The organism is Aquimarina sp. AWH4_224, assembly GCF_056160245.1.
Genome location: NZ_JBSWWU010000005.1, coordinates 82,192 through 101,094, shown reverse-complemented (window position 1 = coordinate 101,094; position 18,903 = coordinate 82,192). Strand labels below are relative to the sequence as shown.

General features: G+C 35.4%; 11 protein-coding genes. 8 read left to right on the top strand and 3 right to left on the bottom strand.

Features of this window, described 5'->3' with window-relative positions; genetic code table 11:
* Window position 1: 1 nt before the first annotated feature.
* Complete coding sequence (locus ACXAGJ_RS11400) at window positions 2-1,915, bottom strand: DUF294 nucleotidyltransferase-like domain-containing protein (protein ID WP_474839932.1); 1,914 nt, start codon at window positions 1,913-1,915, stop codon at window positions 2-4.
* 157 nt (window positions 1,916-2,072) lie between these two features.
* Here ACXAGJ_RS11400 and ACXAGJ_RS11395 point away from each other — a divergent pair, with 157 nt between their 5' ends.
* The gene (locus ACXAGJ_RS11395; protein WP_474839930.1) at window positions 2,073-2,672 is read left to right on the top strand and encodes a LysE family translocator; all 600 of its coding nucleotides are present in this window, start codon (window positions 2,073-2,075) and stop codon (window positions 2,670-2,672) included.
* Between the two features lie 57 nt (window positions 2,673-2,729).
* Window positions 2,730-3,230 carry a DUF1761 domain-containing protein gene (locus ACXAGJ_RS11390; RefSeq protein WP_474839928.1) on the top strand — a complete coding sequence of 167 codons (501 nt, stop codon included), beginning with the start codon at window positions 2,730-2,732 and terminating at the stop codon, window positions 3,228-3,230.
* A 46-nt stretch (window positions 3,231-3,276) separates the two neighbouring features.
* Here ACXAGJ_RS11390 and ACXAGJ_RS11385 read toward each other — a convergent pair whose 3' ends face one another.
* A complete protein-coding gene (locus ACXAGJ_RS11385; RefSeq protein WP_474839926.1) occupies window positions 3,277-4,290 on the bottom strand; it encodes a metal-dependent hydrolase in 1,014 nt (337 codons plus the stop codon).
* Window positions 4,291-4,297: 7 nt separating this feature from the next.
* Window positions 4,298-5,479 (bottom strand): hypothetical protein, encoded by a 1,182-nt coding sequence (locus ACXAGJ_RS11380; RefSeq protein ID WP_474839924.1) that lies wholly within the window; start codon window positions 5,477-5,479, stop codon window positions 4,298-4,300.
* A gap of 285 nt (window positions 5,480-5,764) precedes the next feature.
* On the opposite strand from ACXAGJ_RS11380, the gene ACXAGJ_RS11375 reads away from it, so the two are divergent.
* From ACXAGJ_RS11375 to ACXAGJ_RS11350, 6 genes are all read left to right on the top strand, one after another.
* Complete coding sequence (locus tag ACXAGJ_RS11375; protein ID WP_474839922.1) at window positions 5,765-6,169, top strand: response regulator; 405 nt, start codon at window positions 5,765-5,767, stop codon at window positions 6,167-6,169.
* The gene (locus ACXAGJ_RS11370) at window positions 6,169-6,609 is read left to right on the top strand and encodes a response regulator (RefSeq protein WP_474839920.1); all 441 of its coding nucleotides are present in this window, start codon (window positions 6,169-6,171) and stop codon (window positions 6,607-6,609) included. Before ACXAGJ_RS11375 ends, ACXAGJ_RS11370 begins: the two co-directional genes overlap by 1 nt.
* A 134-nt stretch (window positions 6,610-6,743) precedes the next feature.
* Window positions 6,744-9,455 (top strand): TonB-dependent receptor, encoded by a 2,712-nt coding sequence (locus ACXAGJ_RS11365; protein WP_474839918.1) that lies wholly within the window; start codon window positions 6,744-6,746, stop codon window positions 9,453-9,455.
* On the top strand, window positions 9,452-11,275 hold the full coding sequence (locus ACXAGJ_RS11360) for a YfiR/HmsC family protein (protein ID WP_474839916.1): 1,824 nt from the start codon (window positions 9,452-9,454) through the stop codon (window positions 11,273-11,275). Before ACXAGJ_RS11365 ends, ACXAGJ_RS11360 begins: the two co-directional genes overlap by 4 nt.
* A gap of 297 nt (window positions 11,276-11,572) precedes the next feature.
* The gene (locus ACXAGJ_RS11355) at window positions 11,573-14,083 is read left to right on the top strand and encodes a TonB-dependent receptor (RefSeq protein WP_474839914.1); all 2,511 of its coding nucleotides are present in this window, start codon (window positions 11,573-11,575) and stop codon (window positions 14,081-14,083) included.
* 3 nt (window positions 14,084-14,086) lie between these two features.
* Window positions 14,087-18,898 (top strand): fibronectin type III domain-containing protein, encoded by a 4,812-nt coding sequence (locus ACXAGJ_RS11350; protein WP_474839912.1) that lies wholly within the window; start codon window positions 14,087-14,089, stop codon window positions 18,896-18,898.
* The last annotated feature ends 5 nt before the right edge of the window (window positions 18,899-18,903 follow it).

Below are 18,903 nucleotides of genomic sequence, written 5' to 3'. Positions count from 1 at the left end.
ATTATAATATTTGAGATAGATTAAATCGCACTTGTATGAGTTGTTGTATTTCTTTTATGGCCGTAAAACATCGTTTTAGTTTTAGTTTATCTTCTTTGGTGATTGATTTCAAATCAATAAATCGTCCAGAAGTATTTTGCTGAAGACCATGAAGAGTTCTAAATTTTGTCAATACTTGAAAAGCAGTGATACAAGATAGATACAAAGTCTTATTTTGAGGCTCTATTTGCGCAAGCTTTTGGTATCTGAGTACGGTGTTGTTATGCTCTTTAAAATTATAAGATAAGACCAGTAATCGAGCGGCATCCACCAAAGGCATGATTGCTCTGGACTTAATGTCAAATTGATCCTTGTGTTCTCCGCTGGACTCCACGAGAAATTGTCTAAAAAAACTTAGTGGGGGAGGGTTTTTTAATGCGTCTAACCCCAGGAAATTCAGAAAAATATTATAGTTTTTAATAGATTCGAAAATACTTTCAGAAAGTTCTTTGACCAATGAATTATCTCCATAAACAAAATCATAATCAAAAAAAATGGTGCATAACATAATTTGATCCTTGTCGGGAGTTGTAATCCAATTGTGAAACTGTTGTTTCCATTGAGATACCGACAAACACCATTGCGGATTATTAGCCATCATTTGTGCTGGACAATACTCAAAGCCTATTACGTTAAGTTTATCATTTATTTTTTGAGCAAGAGTGAGGAAATAGTTTTTGGTTTCGGTATACTTTTCTTCGGGAACGTCCTTAAAAATTAATGCGTTGTCCTGATCGGTAAGCAATAGTTGCTCATTTCTACCTTGACTTCCTAATGCTAGGAATGCAAATTGAGCAGGAGGGGGAGATTGCATTTCTGCTAAAGAAAGTAAAACTGCTTTTTCTATAACAGTTTTGTTTAAGACAGCAATGATCTTTAAAATGAAGGCAATAGAAATCTGTTGTTGCATGTATCCAAGAAGTAATTCTTGTATATTTTGACGGATGTGCTTTAGTTCTTGATCGGTACTACTGCGCTCTATAGCTTTGATGAGTACGGTAGGAGTATTGCTTTGTAAAACCACGATATCATGCTCTGATAAGATGCCAAGAAGCTTAGAATTAGCTGTACCATCTTCTGTGATGCATAAATGCGAAATTTTGTGTCGTAACATTGCGATTTGAGCTTCTGCTACGGTGATGTCTTTAGCAAATGCAATGACAGGCGAAGACATAATTTGATCAACATTGTCATCAATAGAAAAAGCTCCAGTAGCGACCTTAGTTCGTAAATCTTTATCCGTTACAATACCTAAAGGTTTTTCAGCATCAGTTATAACAATAGAACCAATCTTTTTGGAACTCATCACCTGGGCCGCTAATTTTATAGTCGCATTTGGTAAACAGGTCACCGGATCTTTGGAATATGACACAGAATGAAGTTCGGTAAAATATGTTTTGCTCTGCTGAATGTTCTCTACCTGATTTTCCAGAAAATCACTGTTCTCATGAGCATAAGGATTCCTAATATTGGAGACAAAGCTCGCTAATAAATATTTATTGGCCTTTGCATTGATGGTAATGTTGTTTTCAAGAAGTTTTGAAGAAATACAATAAATGATGCTTTCTTCTATTGCCTCTGCATTCAATATGTAATTCCCCTTCCGTATGAGTGCGCGAAGTCCAAAAATATCACCTTCATCACATTGATCTACCAAGGCCTTATCTTTATCTCTAAAAATACCAATAGCGCCATCTTTTACTACATAAAAATGATCGTGGACTTCCTCGTCGGTGGTAAAAACATTTCCATCCTTTGGGATATATCGTATGGTTACATTTCTCGATATAATTTCCAAATCTTTCCTTTCAAGAAAATCAAAAGGCGGAAAATCCTTTAAAAAATCGAAAACTCTTTCAGCTATTGTATTTTTCATGCTATCAATGTATTCAAAAAACAATGGTCTTTTTATGAGGATTATCATGTCTTGAAGGATAGTTGATCTTACTTCTAATTTCTTGACTTACTGAATTTTGAAAAAGAAAGACTTTAATATTTATATTTACAGATTGTAAATTGTGATTTTATAACTCATGTCAATTCTAGAAGGTTACGTAATCGGTTTGGGAATGGTGATCTTTATAGGTCCTGTTTTCTTCTTGTTGCTTAATAGTAGTCTTCAGTCGGGAGTAAAGGCGGGGGTAGCAGTTGCTTTGGGGATCATAGTAAGTGATATCATCTGCGTTGCATTTTGTTATTATGGCCTTTCTTCGATTATTAATATTGAAAAGAATCAATTCTGGATAGGAGTTGTAGGAAGTATTATTATTCTAATGTTGGGGATAAGCTATTTGTTAAAGAAAGCAGAGATTACGTCTGAAATGACAGCTAGCTCAATGAATCTTAGAGCTTTCTTCTTAAAAGGATTTAGTGTTAATTTCTTCAATCCTTTCGTTTTTGCCGTTTGGATTAGTGCTTTTAACTATGGAAAGCATAAATATCCAGAGGATTATTCTTTACTATTGTTTATGACTTTTATTCTGTTGGGGATTTTAACTACAGATTTATTAAAAGTTTTCTTGTCCAAAAAAGTTAAGCGGTTTATTTCGCTCAAAAGACTTACAATTTTTTTTAGAGCCACTGGTGTTATTCTTATTTTGTTCTCTATCAGATTGCTATACCTGGTTTGGTAAAATGGGTACAAATTAGTTTTACTTATATTTGAGTAACAACATTTAATACTAATCAATATGGAATTTAATTTTCTGATTACCGCTTTAGCGGCTCTGATCCCCATGGTTTTAGGATTTATATGGTATAATCCCAAAGTATTCGGAACAGCATGGATGAACGCATGCGGATTTACCGAAGAAGATTTGAAAGGAGGAAATATGGCTCTTATTTTTATCCTTAGTTATGTATTTAGTTTTTTTCTGGCGTCAATACTTTCAGGAATGGTAATACATCAATATAGTTTTTTCTCTAGTCTTATGGCAGACCCTACATGGAATGAGATAGGTTCCGAAACCCATAAATTCTCACAAACCTATATGGAGAACTATGGACAAAATCACAGAAGTTTTGGACATGGAGTGCTGCATGGTGTAATTGTAGGACTGTTCTTTGTATTACCAGTTTTAGGAACTAATGCAATGTTTGAAAGAAAAGGTTTTAAATACATTGCGGTGAACGTCGGCTATTGGACAGTATGTTTGGCTATTATGGGTGGTGTTATTTGCCAGTTTGCTTAAAACATATCCAACATAAAAATATAAGCCTGAATTTTTCAGGCTTTTTTTATGATTTATTTCCAAGGACTCTATCCCATAGTTTACTTAATAATGGAGAGGCTTCTTCAACTTCACGAGCTCGTTCTTTTGCCTGCAAGTTCCCTTCTTCATCATAATAGAGTTCATAACTAAAAACAAAACGCTCTGCTTGATCACCAATACCCAAGGTTCCAAATCGCAGATCGTTGAAGTAGGTCTTGTTATCCTTTTTTTCAATAGTATACCAACCTTCAGAAAGTTTGATCAATCTTGGGATAAGAGGATCGTTTTTCATTTCACCAAGTAGATGATGGTTCTTTGGGAATTCTGAAAAATCAATAATATCATCTTCATCCAATAATGAATGATAGCCTATCAAAAACGAATCCTGAGTTTCAATATTAGCCGTCCATAAGATGGTGTTGAGTGGGGTAGGACGTGTTTGAATTTCGTTATACTGAATATGTTGATTTTGCAGACTATTCGAAAAATTAGCCCTGGCATTTTGTTGAAGCACAAGGGTAGTGAGCATATAGAAACTACTTAGGTATAGCCCCAAATTATTATATCTTTTTCGTTTGGGATGTGTTCTTTTGTAGAACATCGCTATGATCACACAGATTAAAAAAGGGACAGTATATAAGGGATCAGCAACAAAGATATTATTGAAGGCAACCTTATAATCAAAAGGCCAAAAGAGCTGTGTGCCCCAGGTGGTAAACGCATCTAAGATAGGATGGGTAAACAATCCCCAGAACATGAGTTTACTCCAATCTTTCCAATCGGCTTCTTTGTTTTTGTATAGTTTAGCAATGATCCACCCAAAAATAGGTGCCATTAGGATACTGAAAAGAATAGAATGAGAGAATCTGCGATGTAATTCATTAGCAGTCACATTATCCACAAAGAAGTTTGCGATCACATCCAAATCCGGAATAGTTCCTGCAACAGCTCCCCAAAACATGGCTTTGTTCCCTACTTTTTTACCCAGTGTTGCTTCACCAACAGCTGCGCCCAATACAATTTGAGTTAAAGAATCCATAGTTGGGTTAATCTAATAGAAGTTGTTTAAAAGGATTACGGATTTCGTACTCACTAGGAGAAATTAACTCTACCAAAGGTTTAAGTAAGGTGTTGGAAATGGAGTTTCCATGTCTAACATATAATTTCATCTCCACCGGCTTTGCGCCAACACAACTTTTGATGATCTCTGCCGTTCTTCCCAATCGAAGTTCCTTTGCCTTGTTTTTTATTGCCAAATCCACATAATCATATAACATTTTTTGATAGATGTCGTGCTCCTTGTTGTACCTGTAGTCAATGCCTATATGATTGGCATCAAGTACATTTCCGAGCACAAATGAGGAAGTGAATCCAACTAACTTTTCATTCAGAAAATACCCTCTAAAAATAAATGCATCTTTTAGGTTCTGCTTTAGTTGCTTAAAGGTGGATGCGTTTAATTTTCCAATCTTGAAATCCGCCTTTTCGATTACCGATAAATAGAGTCGATCGATTTCTTCTTGAAATTGTTCAATATCTTCACTACCAAAATCCCGGATAACAATGTTCTCAGATTTTTTGAACACCTTTTTTGCCCGGGTTCTGAATTTGGTACGCATACTGGATAGATAATCGTCAAATGTGTTCCAACTATCTTCTATATGAACTACCATGTTCACATCAATTTTGAATTCCCTAAAATCATGTTCTTTAATATAATCACTCTCGGCAAACGATTGTGGCCAAAACTCTTTAAGCAAAATAAACGAAGGCTTTTCTGTGTTTTCAGATTTTCTTATTTCTCTTAACGCATCTGATAAACTTTCAAAAGCTTGTTTTGCTGTAATCTTGTCGGAGTCATATACAAAACCATGTTCTCCGCAAGAAAATAGATTCCCGCAAACTAACACCTTTACTTCCAAATTTTTGAATAAAGTATTTTTTATGGCTTCGTTAATCTTACATGGAAATTCTTGAAATTTCAATTCGGCTGAATTGAATTTTATCAACTGCGCTGCAGCTATCCCTACGGGCGTAGTACCTTCGTAAAATACAATATACCTAAACTTTATATTTTCTAAAAGTGTGTCTTCAAGTGTTTGAAGATATGCCAAGGATAAAAAGGTGTTGTTTTTTTTGTTAACTGCATTCCAATCATTAACTGGTACATCTACGATACGATCATAGCAATCATACTTTAGTACATTGACCTTACATATATTTTTCAACTTTTCTATCATATATCCCTTACAAAAATTCTCTAGTAAGAATCTCGTTTATTCCAAAATTACGTTTATTTTCCTATTACCTTGTGTTAAAGGTTTATCAAAATGAGACGATTATGTCTTTATTTTGTTACCATGGTTATGGCTTTAATTTCATGAAGTGTGATTTGTTCTCGTTCATTTAATCGTAAAAATCAATGGTTTAGACGAAAACTATCTCACAAAATTTAGTTTTATGATGGAAAATTGGAATAAGTTTTTTTCCTTTGAGCGTAATTGGAAAGTTTTATGGGTAAATCTGTTAATTGCGTTTTGTTAGTAGACGATGATAAGGCTACTAATTTTTTTAACGAGCGAGTAGTTACCAGACACAATGGTTTTGATCAAGTAAACACAGTTCAAAGTGGTTTGGCTGCTCTAGAATATTTATCTGCCGTCGAAAAAGATGAGGCTACAAAACCAGATCTTATTTTTCTAGATATCAATATGCCTGCCATGAACGGATGGGAGTTTTTGGTTGAATTTGAAAAGTTAGATCATAGTTTCACCGAAGGGATCAAGGTAATCCTTCTGTCTACTTCCTCTAATCCTGATGACGTGCTGGCATCTGCCAAAAATCACAATGTAGAAGACTTCATAAATAAGCCTTTATCTCCAGATTTATTAGATAGTGTATTGAGAAATCATTTTTGATGATGGGAAAATTGAAACAAGTTCTTCTGGTCGATGACAGCAAGGCAACCAATTTTTTTAATAAAACAATTATTGAAAAGTTGAATTGCGCTGAAGAAGTGGTTACGGTCCAAAATGGAGAGGAAGCGTTGAAGTTGATACAGTCCAATTCGATACATCCCGAACTTATTTTTTTAGATATTAATATGCCCGTTATGGATGGTTGGGAGTTTCTTTCTGAATATCAAAAATTAGATAAGAAGAATAAAATAACAGTAATTGTTTTGATGATCGGAGCTGCTTTGAGTAAAGAAGAGTTAATAAAAGCCAATAGCATACCTGAAATCAAAGAGTTTAGCGAGAAGATGCTTTCCAAGATTACTGTAGGCAAAATAATCAATCAATATTTTGACGATATAGATATCGAATCCAATTCTTCAGAAAATAACAGAGTTTTGTAAATACAAGGGTTGATATTCTCAAAAATATTTGCAATTTTTATCTTCATGTATTAGTTTTATTTACCCCTAACACGCAAATTATCAAATTCGAAATCAATAAATATTCAAACTTCATTGTTTTTAATTCTAATCCTATGTTAAAGAAAAGATATTCGCTATATCTTTTGGTGTTTTTCGTGTGTTTTGGGTTAGGTGAAATACATGCTCAATCTAGAGCAGTTATATCGGGTAATGTCTCAGATCAGTTTGGTAATTTACCCGGAGCACGAATTACAATTGAAGGAACCGAAAAGAGTATCACCACCGATGTAAATGGTAATTATTCGTTTAATGTAGAAGAAGGAGAATACGTAGTTAGCGCGGGTTTTGTGATGTATACGACAGTATCCAAATCTGTAGTGGTGAAGGTAGGGGATACAGCAGTGGTTGACTTTGTATTAGAAACTGGATTTTCTATGGATCAACCTATTTCTTTGGGATCTCGGGCCAAACCAACTTCTCTATTACAAAATACGGCAGCTGTAGATATCATTTCTCCTCAACAATTGAGCAATTCGTCACAAATAGAATTAAGTCATATTTTACATTATTTAATTCCGTCTTTTCATTCTACGCACCAAACAATAGCCGATGGAACAGATCATATTGATCCTGCTACTTTGAGAGGATTGGGACCAGATCAGGTACTTGTTTTAGTCAATGGGAAAAGAAGACATAGTAGTTCTTTATTGAATGTTAATGGAACTATCGGGAGAGGCTCTGTAGGAACTGATTTCAACGCAATTCCCATAGCGTCTATAGAACGAATAGAAGTATTGCGGGATGGGGCTACATCACAATACGGGTCAGATGCTATTGCAGGGGTGATCAATATCATCCTTAAAAAACAGACAGAAATTATTCAGGTGGATAATAGAGCCGGAATCACTACCGAAGGAGATGGACTAAGTGTGTATTCTTCTGCAAATTTTGGATTGAAAATAGGAGATGAAGGTTATATTAATGTTACTGCAGAGTATCGAGATCGAGAATCGGTAAATAGAGCAGGAGACTATACGGGAACCGTGTATAATGATGATCCTGCTATTGATAATGTATTGATTGAACAAAATAATTTTTTCGGACAAACAGGATATTCCGGAAGAAGAGTGATGGAGATTGGTAGTGCAGAGACTCAAAATCTAACGCTATCCTTTAATGGGGAGATCAAAATGTCGGATAAGGCTACCTTCTATATGCATGGAGGTAGAAACTATCGCGAAGGACGATCCAAAGGTTTTTACCGTTTTCCCAAAGATGAGGAAAGAGTAGTGTTGGAATTGTTTCCCAATGGTTTTTCTCCGGAGATTTTGACAGACATTCAGGATGATGCAGTTACAGGTGGTATCCGAGGGGTAAAAAATGAATGGGACGTCGATTTTAGTCATTCTATTGGGATCAATAGATTAGATTATACCGTAAATAACTCTAATAATGCATCCTTAGGAATTGCTTCTCCCAGAACTTTTTATGCGGGTGGTTTTATCTATAAGCAAAACACGACAAACTTAGATATTTCCCGAACTTTTGATTGGTTAAGTGGTGTAAACATAGCCTTTGGAGCGGAGTTACGTGTAGAAAACTACCAAATAGTTGCTGGAGAAGAAGCTTCTTATATCGATGGAGGTAGTACTTTCTTTAATGACTTAGGAGAAGAAGTACCCAGAGTAGCAGGAGCACAGGTCTTTCCCGGGTTTCCTCCAGAAAGCGAGTTAAACAGATTTAGAACCAATACCTCTGGATATTTGGATGTCGAGGCGAATCTAACAGATCAATTGTTGGTGCGGGGTGCATTGCGATATGAATCTTATAATGATTTTGGAGAACAGTTGATCGGGAAGTTATCTGGTAGATATAGAATCAATGATGATATTAGTGTTAGAGCAGGATTTTCTACAGGATTTAGAGCTCCATCATTACATCAAGTGTATTTCCAGAATATAAGTACGCAATTTATTAACGGGGAAAGCCTTCAGGTAGGAACGTTTAATAATGAAAGTGCAATTGTTACGGAAGCATTTCAAATAGGAAATCTAAAACCAGAATTATCAAGTCATTTCAGTGCAGGTATCAGTGGTAAGTTCAGTGATGATTTTACTTTTAGTGTAGATTACTATCAGATAGATATTGATGATAGAATTGTATTGTCTGGTAGGTTTGCTGAAGGTTATGAAGCGATTTTAGAACCATTTGATGTAGGTGCTGCCCAGTTTTTTACCAATGCAATAGATTCTAAAACAACCGGTGCAGATGCAGTGTTGTTTTATAAAACACCATTGGCGGAAGGTGAGTTTAATGCATCTTTGGGAGCCAATATTACCAGAACACAAGTCAAAGGACCTATCAAAGTTTCGCCTGCATTAGTGGGTCAAGAAGAGGTGCTTTTTAATAGAGAAGAGATTGCTCGGGTAGAGTATGGGCAACCCAGATATAAAGTAAATTCGCTACTATCTTATGAAATAGATAAATTTCGGTTCCAATTGGTCAATACACTATTTGGAGAAGTAAAATTTATCCATCCCAATGATGGAGATCAGGCGAATTGGGTGTTAAACGAGTTTACTGGAAATATAGAAACCAGGGATCAAACTTTTTCTCCAAAATTAGTTACGGATGCCACGATTTCCTATCAAATAAATGATTATGTTCGATGTACTATTGGAGGAAATAATATCTTTAATGTTTTTCCTGATAAGCATACGCATTCTGCAAATACAGATGATGGAAATTTTATTTATAGTAGAAGAGTACAACAATTTGGTGTGAATGGAGCTAATTATTTTGCTAGAGTTTTATTAAGGCTATGATGCAAATATCACTTAGAAGTAGAGAAAGTATAGGGAGTCTTTTGATCGGGCTCTGCTTGTGCTTTTTTTTCTTTTCAAAATCCTTGGCTCAGGAGTTAGGTAACGAAGAAGTGAAGCGTCTGCAACGCGCTATTTTCGTTTTCAATTTTGCACAGCAGGTCGGTTGGCCAAACCTCGAAGATCAAGATAGCTTTAAGATTGGTGTTCTTGGGCCCGACAGAACCACCATTGATTTGAGTGCACTGGCACAGAAACGTAAGATTTTTAATAAACCTGTCGAAATTGTTCGATTTCAGCAGGTAAAGGATATTAAGGGGATCCATCTACTTTATGTAAATAATAAATACAATTACGAGATCTATTACATCCTAAGTAAGATTAGAGATAAGGATATACTTTTGGTTACCGAAGATTACAACTTCAACGCTTCTATGATCAATATGGTCAATGTGGGGGATTCGTTTGAGTATGAAATCAATCTTAGTAGAATCCAAAATGAAGATTTTACGGTTGCCCCCAGTCTACGACAACATGCGATTACTTCTTCAGAAAAATGGAAACGTCTCTACAAGAAAACCGAAAAATCTCTAACCGAAGTTCAGGAAGAGAACAAAGAAAAAGCATCCCAATTAGAGAATAAGGATCGAGAGATTCAGAGTCAAAAAGATAAGATTAGTAATCAACTTGATGAGTTAGATAGTAAAAAACGTGAAATAAGTACTCAAAACAGGGCGATTAGGGATCTGTATACCGAAAGCCAAATACAGCAAAAGAAATTCGAAGAAAAGGTATTGATAGAAGAAGAACTAGAAAAAAATATTCAGGATCAAATTGATTACATTCAGAATCAGGAAAAACAAATCAATAATAGTCATCAAGAGATTCTAGAGCAAAATAAAGTACTCGAAGAACAAAAAAGACAAATAGAGGATCAGAATAAGATCCTAGAGGAGCAGACTTCTGAGATTGATACGCAAAAGAAAATCAACATACTTTTAATAAGTTTGGTTGCGCTTTTTGTAATAGCTGGTTTGATTATTTACAGAGGATACCTTGCCAAGAAACGATTCAATAAAGAATTACAAGCCAAAAACCTGGCTATTTACGAACAATCCCTGGAGTTGGAAGCCAAAAATAAGGAACTGGAACAGTTTGCTTATATCGCCAGTCATGATTTACAGGAACCCTTAAATACTATCTCGAGTTTTATAGGCCTTATTGCCGAAGATTATGGAGAAAGTTTTGACGATGTTGGGAAAGAAAGTTTATTCTTCATCAAAGATGCAAGTGTACGTATGAAGAAACTGATCGATGCGCTGTTAGAGTATTCGCGCCTGGGCAGAAATAGGGATTATGTAGAGATAGATTGCAACAAAATTTTTGAAGAACTAAAAGAAGACTTAGGAACTAGAATAAAAACATCGGGAGCAAAAGTTGTAGCCGATAAACTACCCATTTTAACAGGGTCTGAGATTGAATTTAGATTACTGTTACAAAACTTAATAAGTAATGGTATAAAGTTTAGAGATAGCCAAACCACTCCGGAGATAAAAATTGAATGCGCAAAAATTACAGATCTTAGTGAAGGGCAAAAGGATTTCTGGAAGTTTTCTGTACAAGACAATGGAATAGGAATACCTGAAGAACATAAAGAACGGATTTTTGCCATTTTTCAACGACTACATTCCCGAGAAGAATACCAAGGTACAGGAATTGGTTTAGCCCATTGTAAAAAAATTGTAGAATCTCACGGAGGCAAGATTTGGTTGCATTCTGAAGTAGGTGTGGGTAGTACATTCTTCTTTACAATTCCCGCCTAAAACTAACTGTTTTCAGTGAATTTACTTCACTTCATCAAATCACCCTGAAAACAGTGAATTTTTCTTAAAAAAAATAAAATAATTTTGATGTCATACTTGTATAACTATATGCAAATAATCTTTTAGATCGCATATTCATTATAGAAAAGTATAGTTGGCTTAATGTTGAATTTTGGATGATATACATCCAGTTTTACACGTAACATAGCCTATACACAGATGTTTAAGAAATAAAAGAATTTTGATTAAAAGTATACTTTGAAGCCTTTAGAGATTTTATTGCAGAAAGATGGTTTTATGAATATTTCACATAGAAAGCTTATCTGTATTCTTCCAAAACTACTTTGTTGTTCATTTTTCTTTTGTTTCTCTATATGGTCTTTTGGCCAAGATTTGGGTCAGATAGGCAAAACTAAATTATTTAAATTAACAGGAGGAGTGGCGGCAAATACTGTCTTTTATGAAGGGAACTCAAATCGAGAACCATTTACGTACTTTTTAACAGGAAACGTAAACCTTAATATTAGTGGTGTGTATAACATTCCTTTTTCTTTTTCTTATTCCAATCAGAAATTCGAAAGTAGCAATCCTTTTTCTTTTAATCGATTAAGTATCCATCCTTCGTATAAATGGGTGACAACACATATCGGAGATGTAAGTATGACGTTTTCTCCATATACATTAAACGGACATCAGTTTACAGGATTAGGGGTTGATCTTACTCCAGAAGGACCGTTTAAAATAAGTGCAATGTACGGTCGATTGCTTAAAGCATCTGAATATGATGCCAATGATCCACAATCTTTGACAGCTTTTAAAAGAATTGGTTATGGTGTTAAATCAACGTATCTACAGGAAAAGTTCTCAGTTGGAGTAACCTTTTTTAAAGCTTCAGATGATGAAAATTCATTAGATAATCCCGTTCCCGTTGAACTGGAGTTGCAACCCAAAGAAAATGTGGTGATCAGTGTCGAAGGAAGAGTGAAATTATTTGAAAAAGGCGAAATTCAGATCGAAGCAGCTTCTTCAGCAATAACAGAAGATACTAATGCGGAAGGAGATGAGGAAAGCCCATTTATTTTATCTGCCTTATTGAATAATAACGCAACCACTCAACATTTTAAAGCTTATAAGGCTAATTTTTCTTATCCACTGGGACAAGGATCTGTGGGGGTTGGGTACGAGTATATAGACCCCGACTATAGAACATTGGGGGCTTATTTTTTTAATAACGATCTTGAGAATATTACCTTAAATGCTACACAGAATCTATTCGAAAACAAATTAAATATTGCTTTTAATGGCGGCTTGCAAAGGGATGACCTGAATAACGAAAAAAGCACACAATTACAGCGGGTGGTGAGTGCTGTAAATTTGACGTATACGGCTTCAGAAAGATTAAATATTACGGGAGGATACTCTAATTTTCAGTCTTTCACCAATATTAAGGATCAATTTGATTTCATCAATGAGGTTGCTCAAACAGATAATCTAGACACCTTAAATTTTCAGCAGATATCACAAAATGCCAATCTTAACGCAAATTATATCATAAAAGATACAGAGCTAAGAAAACAAAATCTCAATGTGGCTTTATCTTTTCAAAATGCGGTTAATAAGCAAGGAGGTCGGGTTGTAGAAAACGGAGATTCAAACTTTTATAATGGTAATGTTTCATATGCAATGGGGTATCCTACTATTGATCTCAATATTTCTACATCGGTAAATGTGAGTTATAGTACTATAGGAGTAGATAACAGTGTTACTTATGGACCAATATTATCGGCAAATAAACGATACTTTGATAAAAAGCTGAGAACCACAGGTTCTATTAGCTACAATCGAAGTGAGAGCAATGGGCAAAATCAAGGGGAGGTAACCAATATAAGATTAAGTGGAACTTATACTTATCTTAAGAAACATAATTTCAGTCTTAATCTATTATCTCAATTTAGAAAAACAACCTCATCTAATCAGGATTTTACAGCAACCTTTAGCTATAATTATACATTCGATAAGTTTAATCCCAGGTTTAGGATTCCAGAAAGAAAACCAAGAAAGAAGAAACCTAAAATTCCTAAAAACAGAAAGCCTAAAGAAGAACAAAGAGTACAGTTTAGGTATCGGGATTCTCTATATCAAGGAACTTTGCCAGAGGTCAATATGCAGTTAGAAAGATTACAAAATCATCCTCATTTTGATCATATTCCTGGTTACAAAAAAGGGGAACTTACCATGCTTAGGCAGATTGCAGTCGATGAAAAAGAAGCAAGGCTATACAAACCCAAAGCGGTAGATTTTCTTAGAGAACTCTATAGTTATGAGGATTTTCTTGCAGGTTATAATCAATTGATTTTTAATACACTTCTTGAGTTAAGAAAGGATATGCAACGATTGGATTTTGCTTTTGAACGTGCATTTGTAAAGGCTAAAGTAAAAGTAGACAATCACAGTTTGCATAAAAAGCCGGAAGAAGAACGTAGAAAGGCACCAAAAGCGTTGCGTGAAGAGTATGAGCGATTGCAACAAAACGTAAACATTGCCCTGGGAAGACTGATTGGGCATCGTTGGACACTTCCTATTATCGAAAGTTATAAAACGATAAAAAAGGTGGAGAATCCCGATAAGTACCTTAAAGGATTAATGGAGCAGGAAAAAGAAAACATCTTCAGAATGAAGGATAAGAATGAAGATAATCAGGAAATTGAATTATATATCATTACCCAAATTATAGATTATTATCTGAAAGAGTCATTGAAGCATACTGATGCTAATAAATACCAACTTAAGTACATCGAAAAGATTTAACCTATGAAGAAATACACACTCACACTATTTATATTGCTCTATAGTTTTGTTCAGGTTAATGCACAGCGTTTTCCGATCACTGTGATACCACAGGTAAATCCACCCGCTCCTGTCAATTTTCATAATTATGCGGATAGAACAACAATTAATAGTCCATTACGAGTTCAGTTGTTATTGAGTGATATCACCATTCTCAATGAACAAATACGATTAAAAGTCTTTTTTGAAGGTAACGGAATCAACTTTGAGAGTAGGGATGTTGTGTTGGGAGCAGCTCCATTGTTTATCGATGGTGGTGTTCCTCTGGTTTTAACCAACGCTGAGTTGGCACCTTATTTTGAATTTCAAAATATCCGTGGGATCAATCAAAATGTGTACGGGAGTACAATTCCCGAAGGGAGTTATCAGTTCTGTTTTGAGGTTTATGATGCTAGCACAGGAAACCGTTTGTCATCAAAAACATGTATAAGTACATATATTTTTAAGAATGAACCTCCTATATTAAATACACCTTTTAATAAAACAAATATTGAACCAAAAGAAGTTGATAACATAGTTTTTCAATGGACTCCTCGTCATATCAATGTTAGCAATGTAGAATATGAATTGAGTATTGTCGAAATTTGGGACAATGTCGTAGATCCTCAAACCGCTTTTTTATCGGTTCCTCCAATATTTGAAACCACAACAAGATCCACCTCATTTGTGTATGGCCCGGCGCAGCCATTATTGCTTCCAGACAAACGATACGCTTGGCGAGTTAGAGCAAAAGCTTTGCAAGGTGCCGAAGAAATAGGTTTGTTTAGAAATGAAGGAAAAAGCGAGATTTTCTGGTTTTCCAGAACTTCTCCTTGTGATGCACCACTTAATATATATGCTGAGCAAAAGGGGATATCAAAAATTAATGTGTTTTGGGATGAAGACCCTGTAGAGTATAGTGAATATACCATAGCATATAGAGAAGCGAACAAACCTAATGCCAATTGGTTTACTATGAGAACTAATAGTGGTTGGGCTACCGTTTGGGATCTGAAACCAGGAACGACTTACGAGTATAAGGTTAGAGGAAAATGTAAATATCAATATGGGCCATATTCAGAACCACAGGAAATAACTACTGAAACAGTACAAGACGAAACTGCAAATTATAATTGTGGTATAGTACCCGACGCAATTGCTATCACCAACAGAGAACCGCATGCCGATTTACGTATAGGAGATAGAGTTACGGCAGGAGATTTTGTGATGACCATTACAGAATTAGATGGTGGCAGTGGAGGAAGAATATCAGGAAAAGGATATGTGCGAGTGCCTTATCTAAAATTTGCTCGTTTTAGCGTAAAGTTTGAAGGAATACTCGTAAATACAGATAATCAATTAGCGGAAGGAGAAATCGTGACCTTGTATGACCCTGAATTTGGTGAAGGAGAAGATATGACTGTCGATGTAGATCTGGATGTGATCGAAATGATTACTGGTGATCAAGGTGAATTGTCCAGTGCAGAGGTGGATTTTGTTATTGCAGATATCACACAAAATGAAAATAATGCTTGGGTGATTACTGGAACTAATGGAGAACAAGCTATAGTTCCTGGAGATCAGGAAGTAGTCATTCGGGATCAAAGTGGCACCGCTTATACTATTGGAGAAGATGGTACTGTAACCAGGGAACAAGTTGCAGAAGGAGGTCCAGCCACTGATTCTAATACCGAAGGGATTAACGGGGGAAATGCTACTGAGGTCACTGCTATAGGAGTTAATGTAGAATTTCTGAACTCTGGATACTATACATTTGATGCTTTGCCAGAAGCTGTAAAAGAAGAATTAGCTTCAGAATACAAAACACTAACTGTAGCCAGTGGAGAGGATTATGTAATTCCGTACAAAGCAATATCCAAAATTAAAGGAGGGGATATAGTAAAAGCCGAGGTAACTTTTGAAGATGATTCATTCACCAAAGAGGATATCATTTTCAAAACAAAAGAAGGAATAGAAGTTCCTGTTACCTGGAACGATAACGTTGCTACACTTTCCATAAAAAATAAATCTGATTATCTGATCGAGGAAATTTTGGCAACGGTGAAACCCAAAAAAGAAAGTGAACAATACACCATAGCTGGAGCATTACAATTGGTACACTTGGGGAATCAGCAATTAGCAAATATAAACTTGGTAATAATTCCCGTAAATGACGCAAAGGTGCCCTCTAATATTAAAGGAGAACTCAACCAAATATACAATAAAGCGGGAGTAGGGTTTAATGTGAATATAGGGGCTCGCCTTCAAATTTCTGAAAGTGCCTGGGATGATGGTAATGGAATTCTGGATATCGGAGATAGCGGATTGTTCTCTTACTATACCAACGAAGAGAAGGAGATTATCAACTATTTCAAGACTAATGGTGCCTACAAAGATGATACTTACTTTCTCTTCATAACTGATGTCCCAATTTCAAAACTAGATGTACAGGGTTTTATGCCACTCAAAAGCCAGTTTGGGTTTATTTTTGGCAACTCATCCCATCAAAATACTACAATAGCTCACGAATTAGGACATGGGGTTTTTGGTTTAGAACATCCTTTTAGCGAATATGAAACGAACGAAAAGGCTACGGATTTTTTGATGGATTACAACAATGGCGAAGTACTAAGCCATATGGATTGGAAAAAAATGCATGCCCCTGGATTCAAATTATACTGGTTTCAAGGGGATGAAGATGGAGAGTCATCGAATCCTTATGTAGATGATAACACCAATACCTGTGATATCAGCTCTATATCTTCTTTAGATCAAAAAAATCTGGAAGAACTTAAAAGAATAAGTAAGAATATTGATACCGAAACGGCTTCCCATATTGAAGAAACCATAAACAAGATCGAAAAGTTTTGTTTGTTACAGCAGCTAGAGTATACAGAACTTGTAACCTTGTTACGAAAACTAGGAATACAAAATAGTATTCCGGAAGATCACGAAAAAGCAATCCTCAAGCTTTTAAGTAGTATTTCTGTAGAAAAACATTCAGACGTTCATGATGATCTTCTAGCCCAGAACAATTATAGTCTCCTAAAAAATTTGCTAAAGAGAATGAATGATGAGTTTGCTTTTTATGGAGATGATAATAGAACTTATTTTACAGAAATTCTGGCGGGAATTACTTCTAATAATAATGATGATGATGAGAAATGGAATGTTTTAAATCTGATTGTCAAAGAAAGATTTGATGATCTGGAAAAAAGAGAGCAGCAGGCATTTCAAGAAATATTACTATCTCTAGATGAATATAAAGAACTCCAAGATGCCATCCCGGTTATTTCAAATTTATTCACCGAAATGCTTATCGATGGCTGTGAAAATTTAGATAGTTATAAAATTATTTTTGATATCGCCATAAAGAGAAATCAAAACAGAGAAGCATTTGCACGCTTTACTCAATCGGAAAGAAGAGCAATGGAAAAGGATAATTACTTTTTTGAACACATAGGATCTTTAAATTGGATTTTGCCCTATGATATTATGTTTAAAAACGCATATTTTGATCCAGTCAACGTAAAGGCGGAAGACTTTTACCAATGGCCCAATTTATTGATGAGGGAATTTTCAAAGGCCGACTACAGGAGAGATGAAATCATCGCTTCAGAGCTAAACACCTCACAAAATTCTCTTCAATATTTTCAAACGTTTATTAGAGTTTATGATGATTTTTTAAATGCTTATGAAGAGGAAAACAGTAGATTTTGGCCAAAATATGATGGCAATGAAGGTTTGGTTGTTAGTGAACTTGCAAAAATCTTAGATCACATTAATCTTAATGAGAATGTAAACTCCTTAACAAAAGTAAAAGAAAGTATTCGGTTAGCTGTATTTGAGGCCATACTCACCGACAAAAAAATTGAAGATGATGATCTGGATGCCATTTATAAAGATATTCATAATGACGCTTTAATGAAATTGGCACTGAGTTTTTCTTACAGAAGAAGGAGTGTAATTCGTGCCATTGAAGACGTAGGTTTTAAACAAATATACAAACAGCTTTCAGGGGATAGATTAAGCAAGTTTTTAGCCTGGGTAGGTCAGTATGTGGTTGAAACCAATTATGTAGAGTCCCTGACTTTAGAAGAAGTTGAAGATATGGATCAGGCATCTCAAAGTGATTTCGATGATGATGATAACATCCTGCAATTGGAAGCAAATATTTTTCAGTTCGACAATTTTTCTTCAAAATTTATTGACAACAAGACCATAAGCGCAAATGGAAAATCGCTACCATACAATAAGATGGTCTTAGTTTATGTAGCCGATGATTTTACCTTCTTAGGGCAAGAGTTTAAAAAAGGGTCAGTACTAAATATTCCGATAATTCATGCCTTTGCAATTAGTAACAGTAATTGGAATACGGTGGCTGGAAAATCAGCATGGTTAGCTGCTGATGTCCTATCATTTGCCATTGGCGTTGGTGCTATTAAGGTTGTCTTTACTACTGGAAATATTATTAGAAAAGCTATTGTCGTATCCGATGTAGCGGGTTCTGCAATTGGGGGAGTCGCTACAGCATTAAACGAAAGTGCCGTCTCCAAGGAAGTACGAACCAACATGCACATTCTTTCTATAATGACGGCTGTTCCAAGTTTGGCAATGAACATTCAAAAGGTGGATGCTTTGGTAGCAAGAACCGACAAAGCCATAGATGGATTAAGCGGTCTTAATGATGGAACAAGAGCAACGTTAAAAGCCTTTTTGAAAGACTTCAAAACTCCAAGCTTTAGAGCGAATAGTATTATCACAAATATCAAAAAATCAAGACCAAACTGTAAATAACCGAA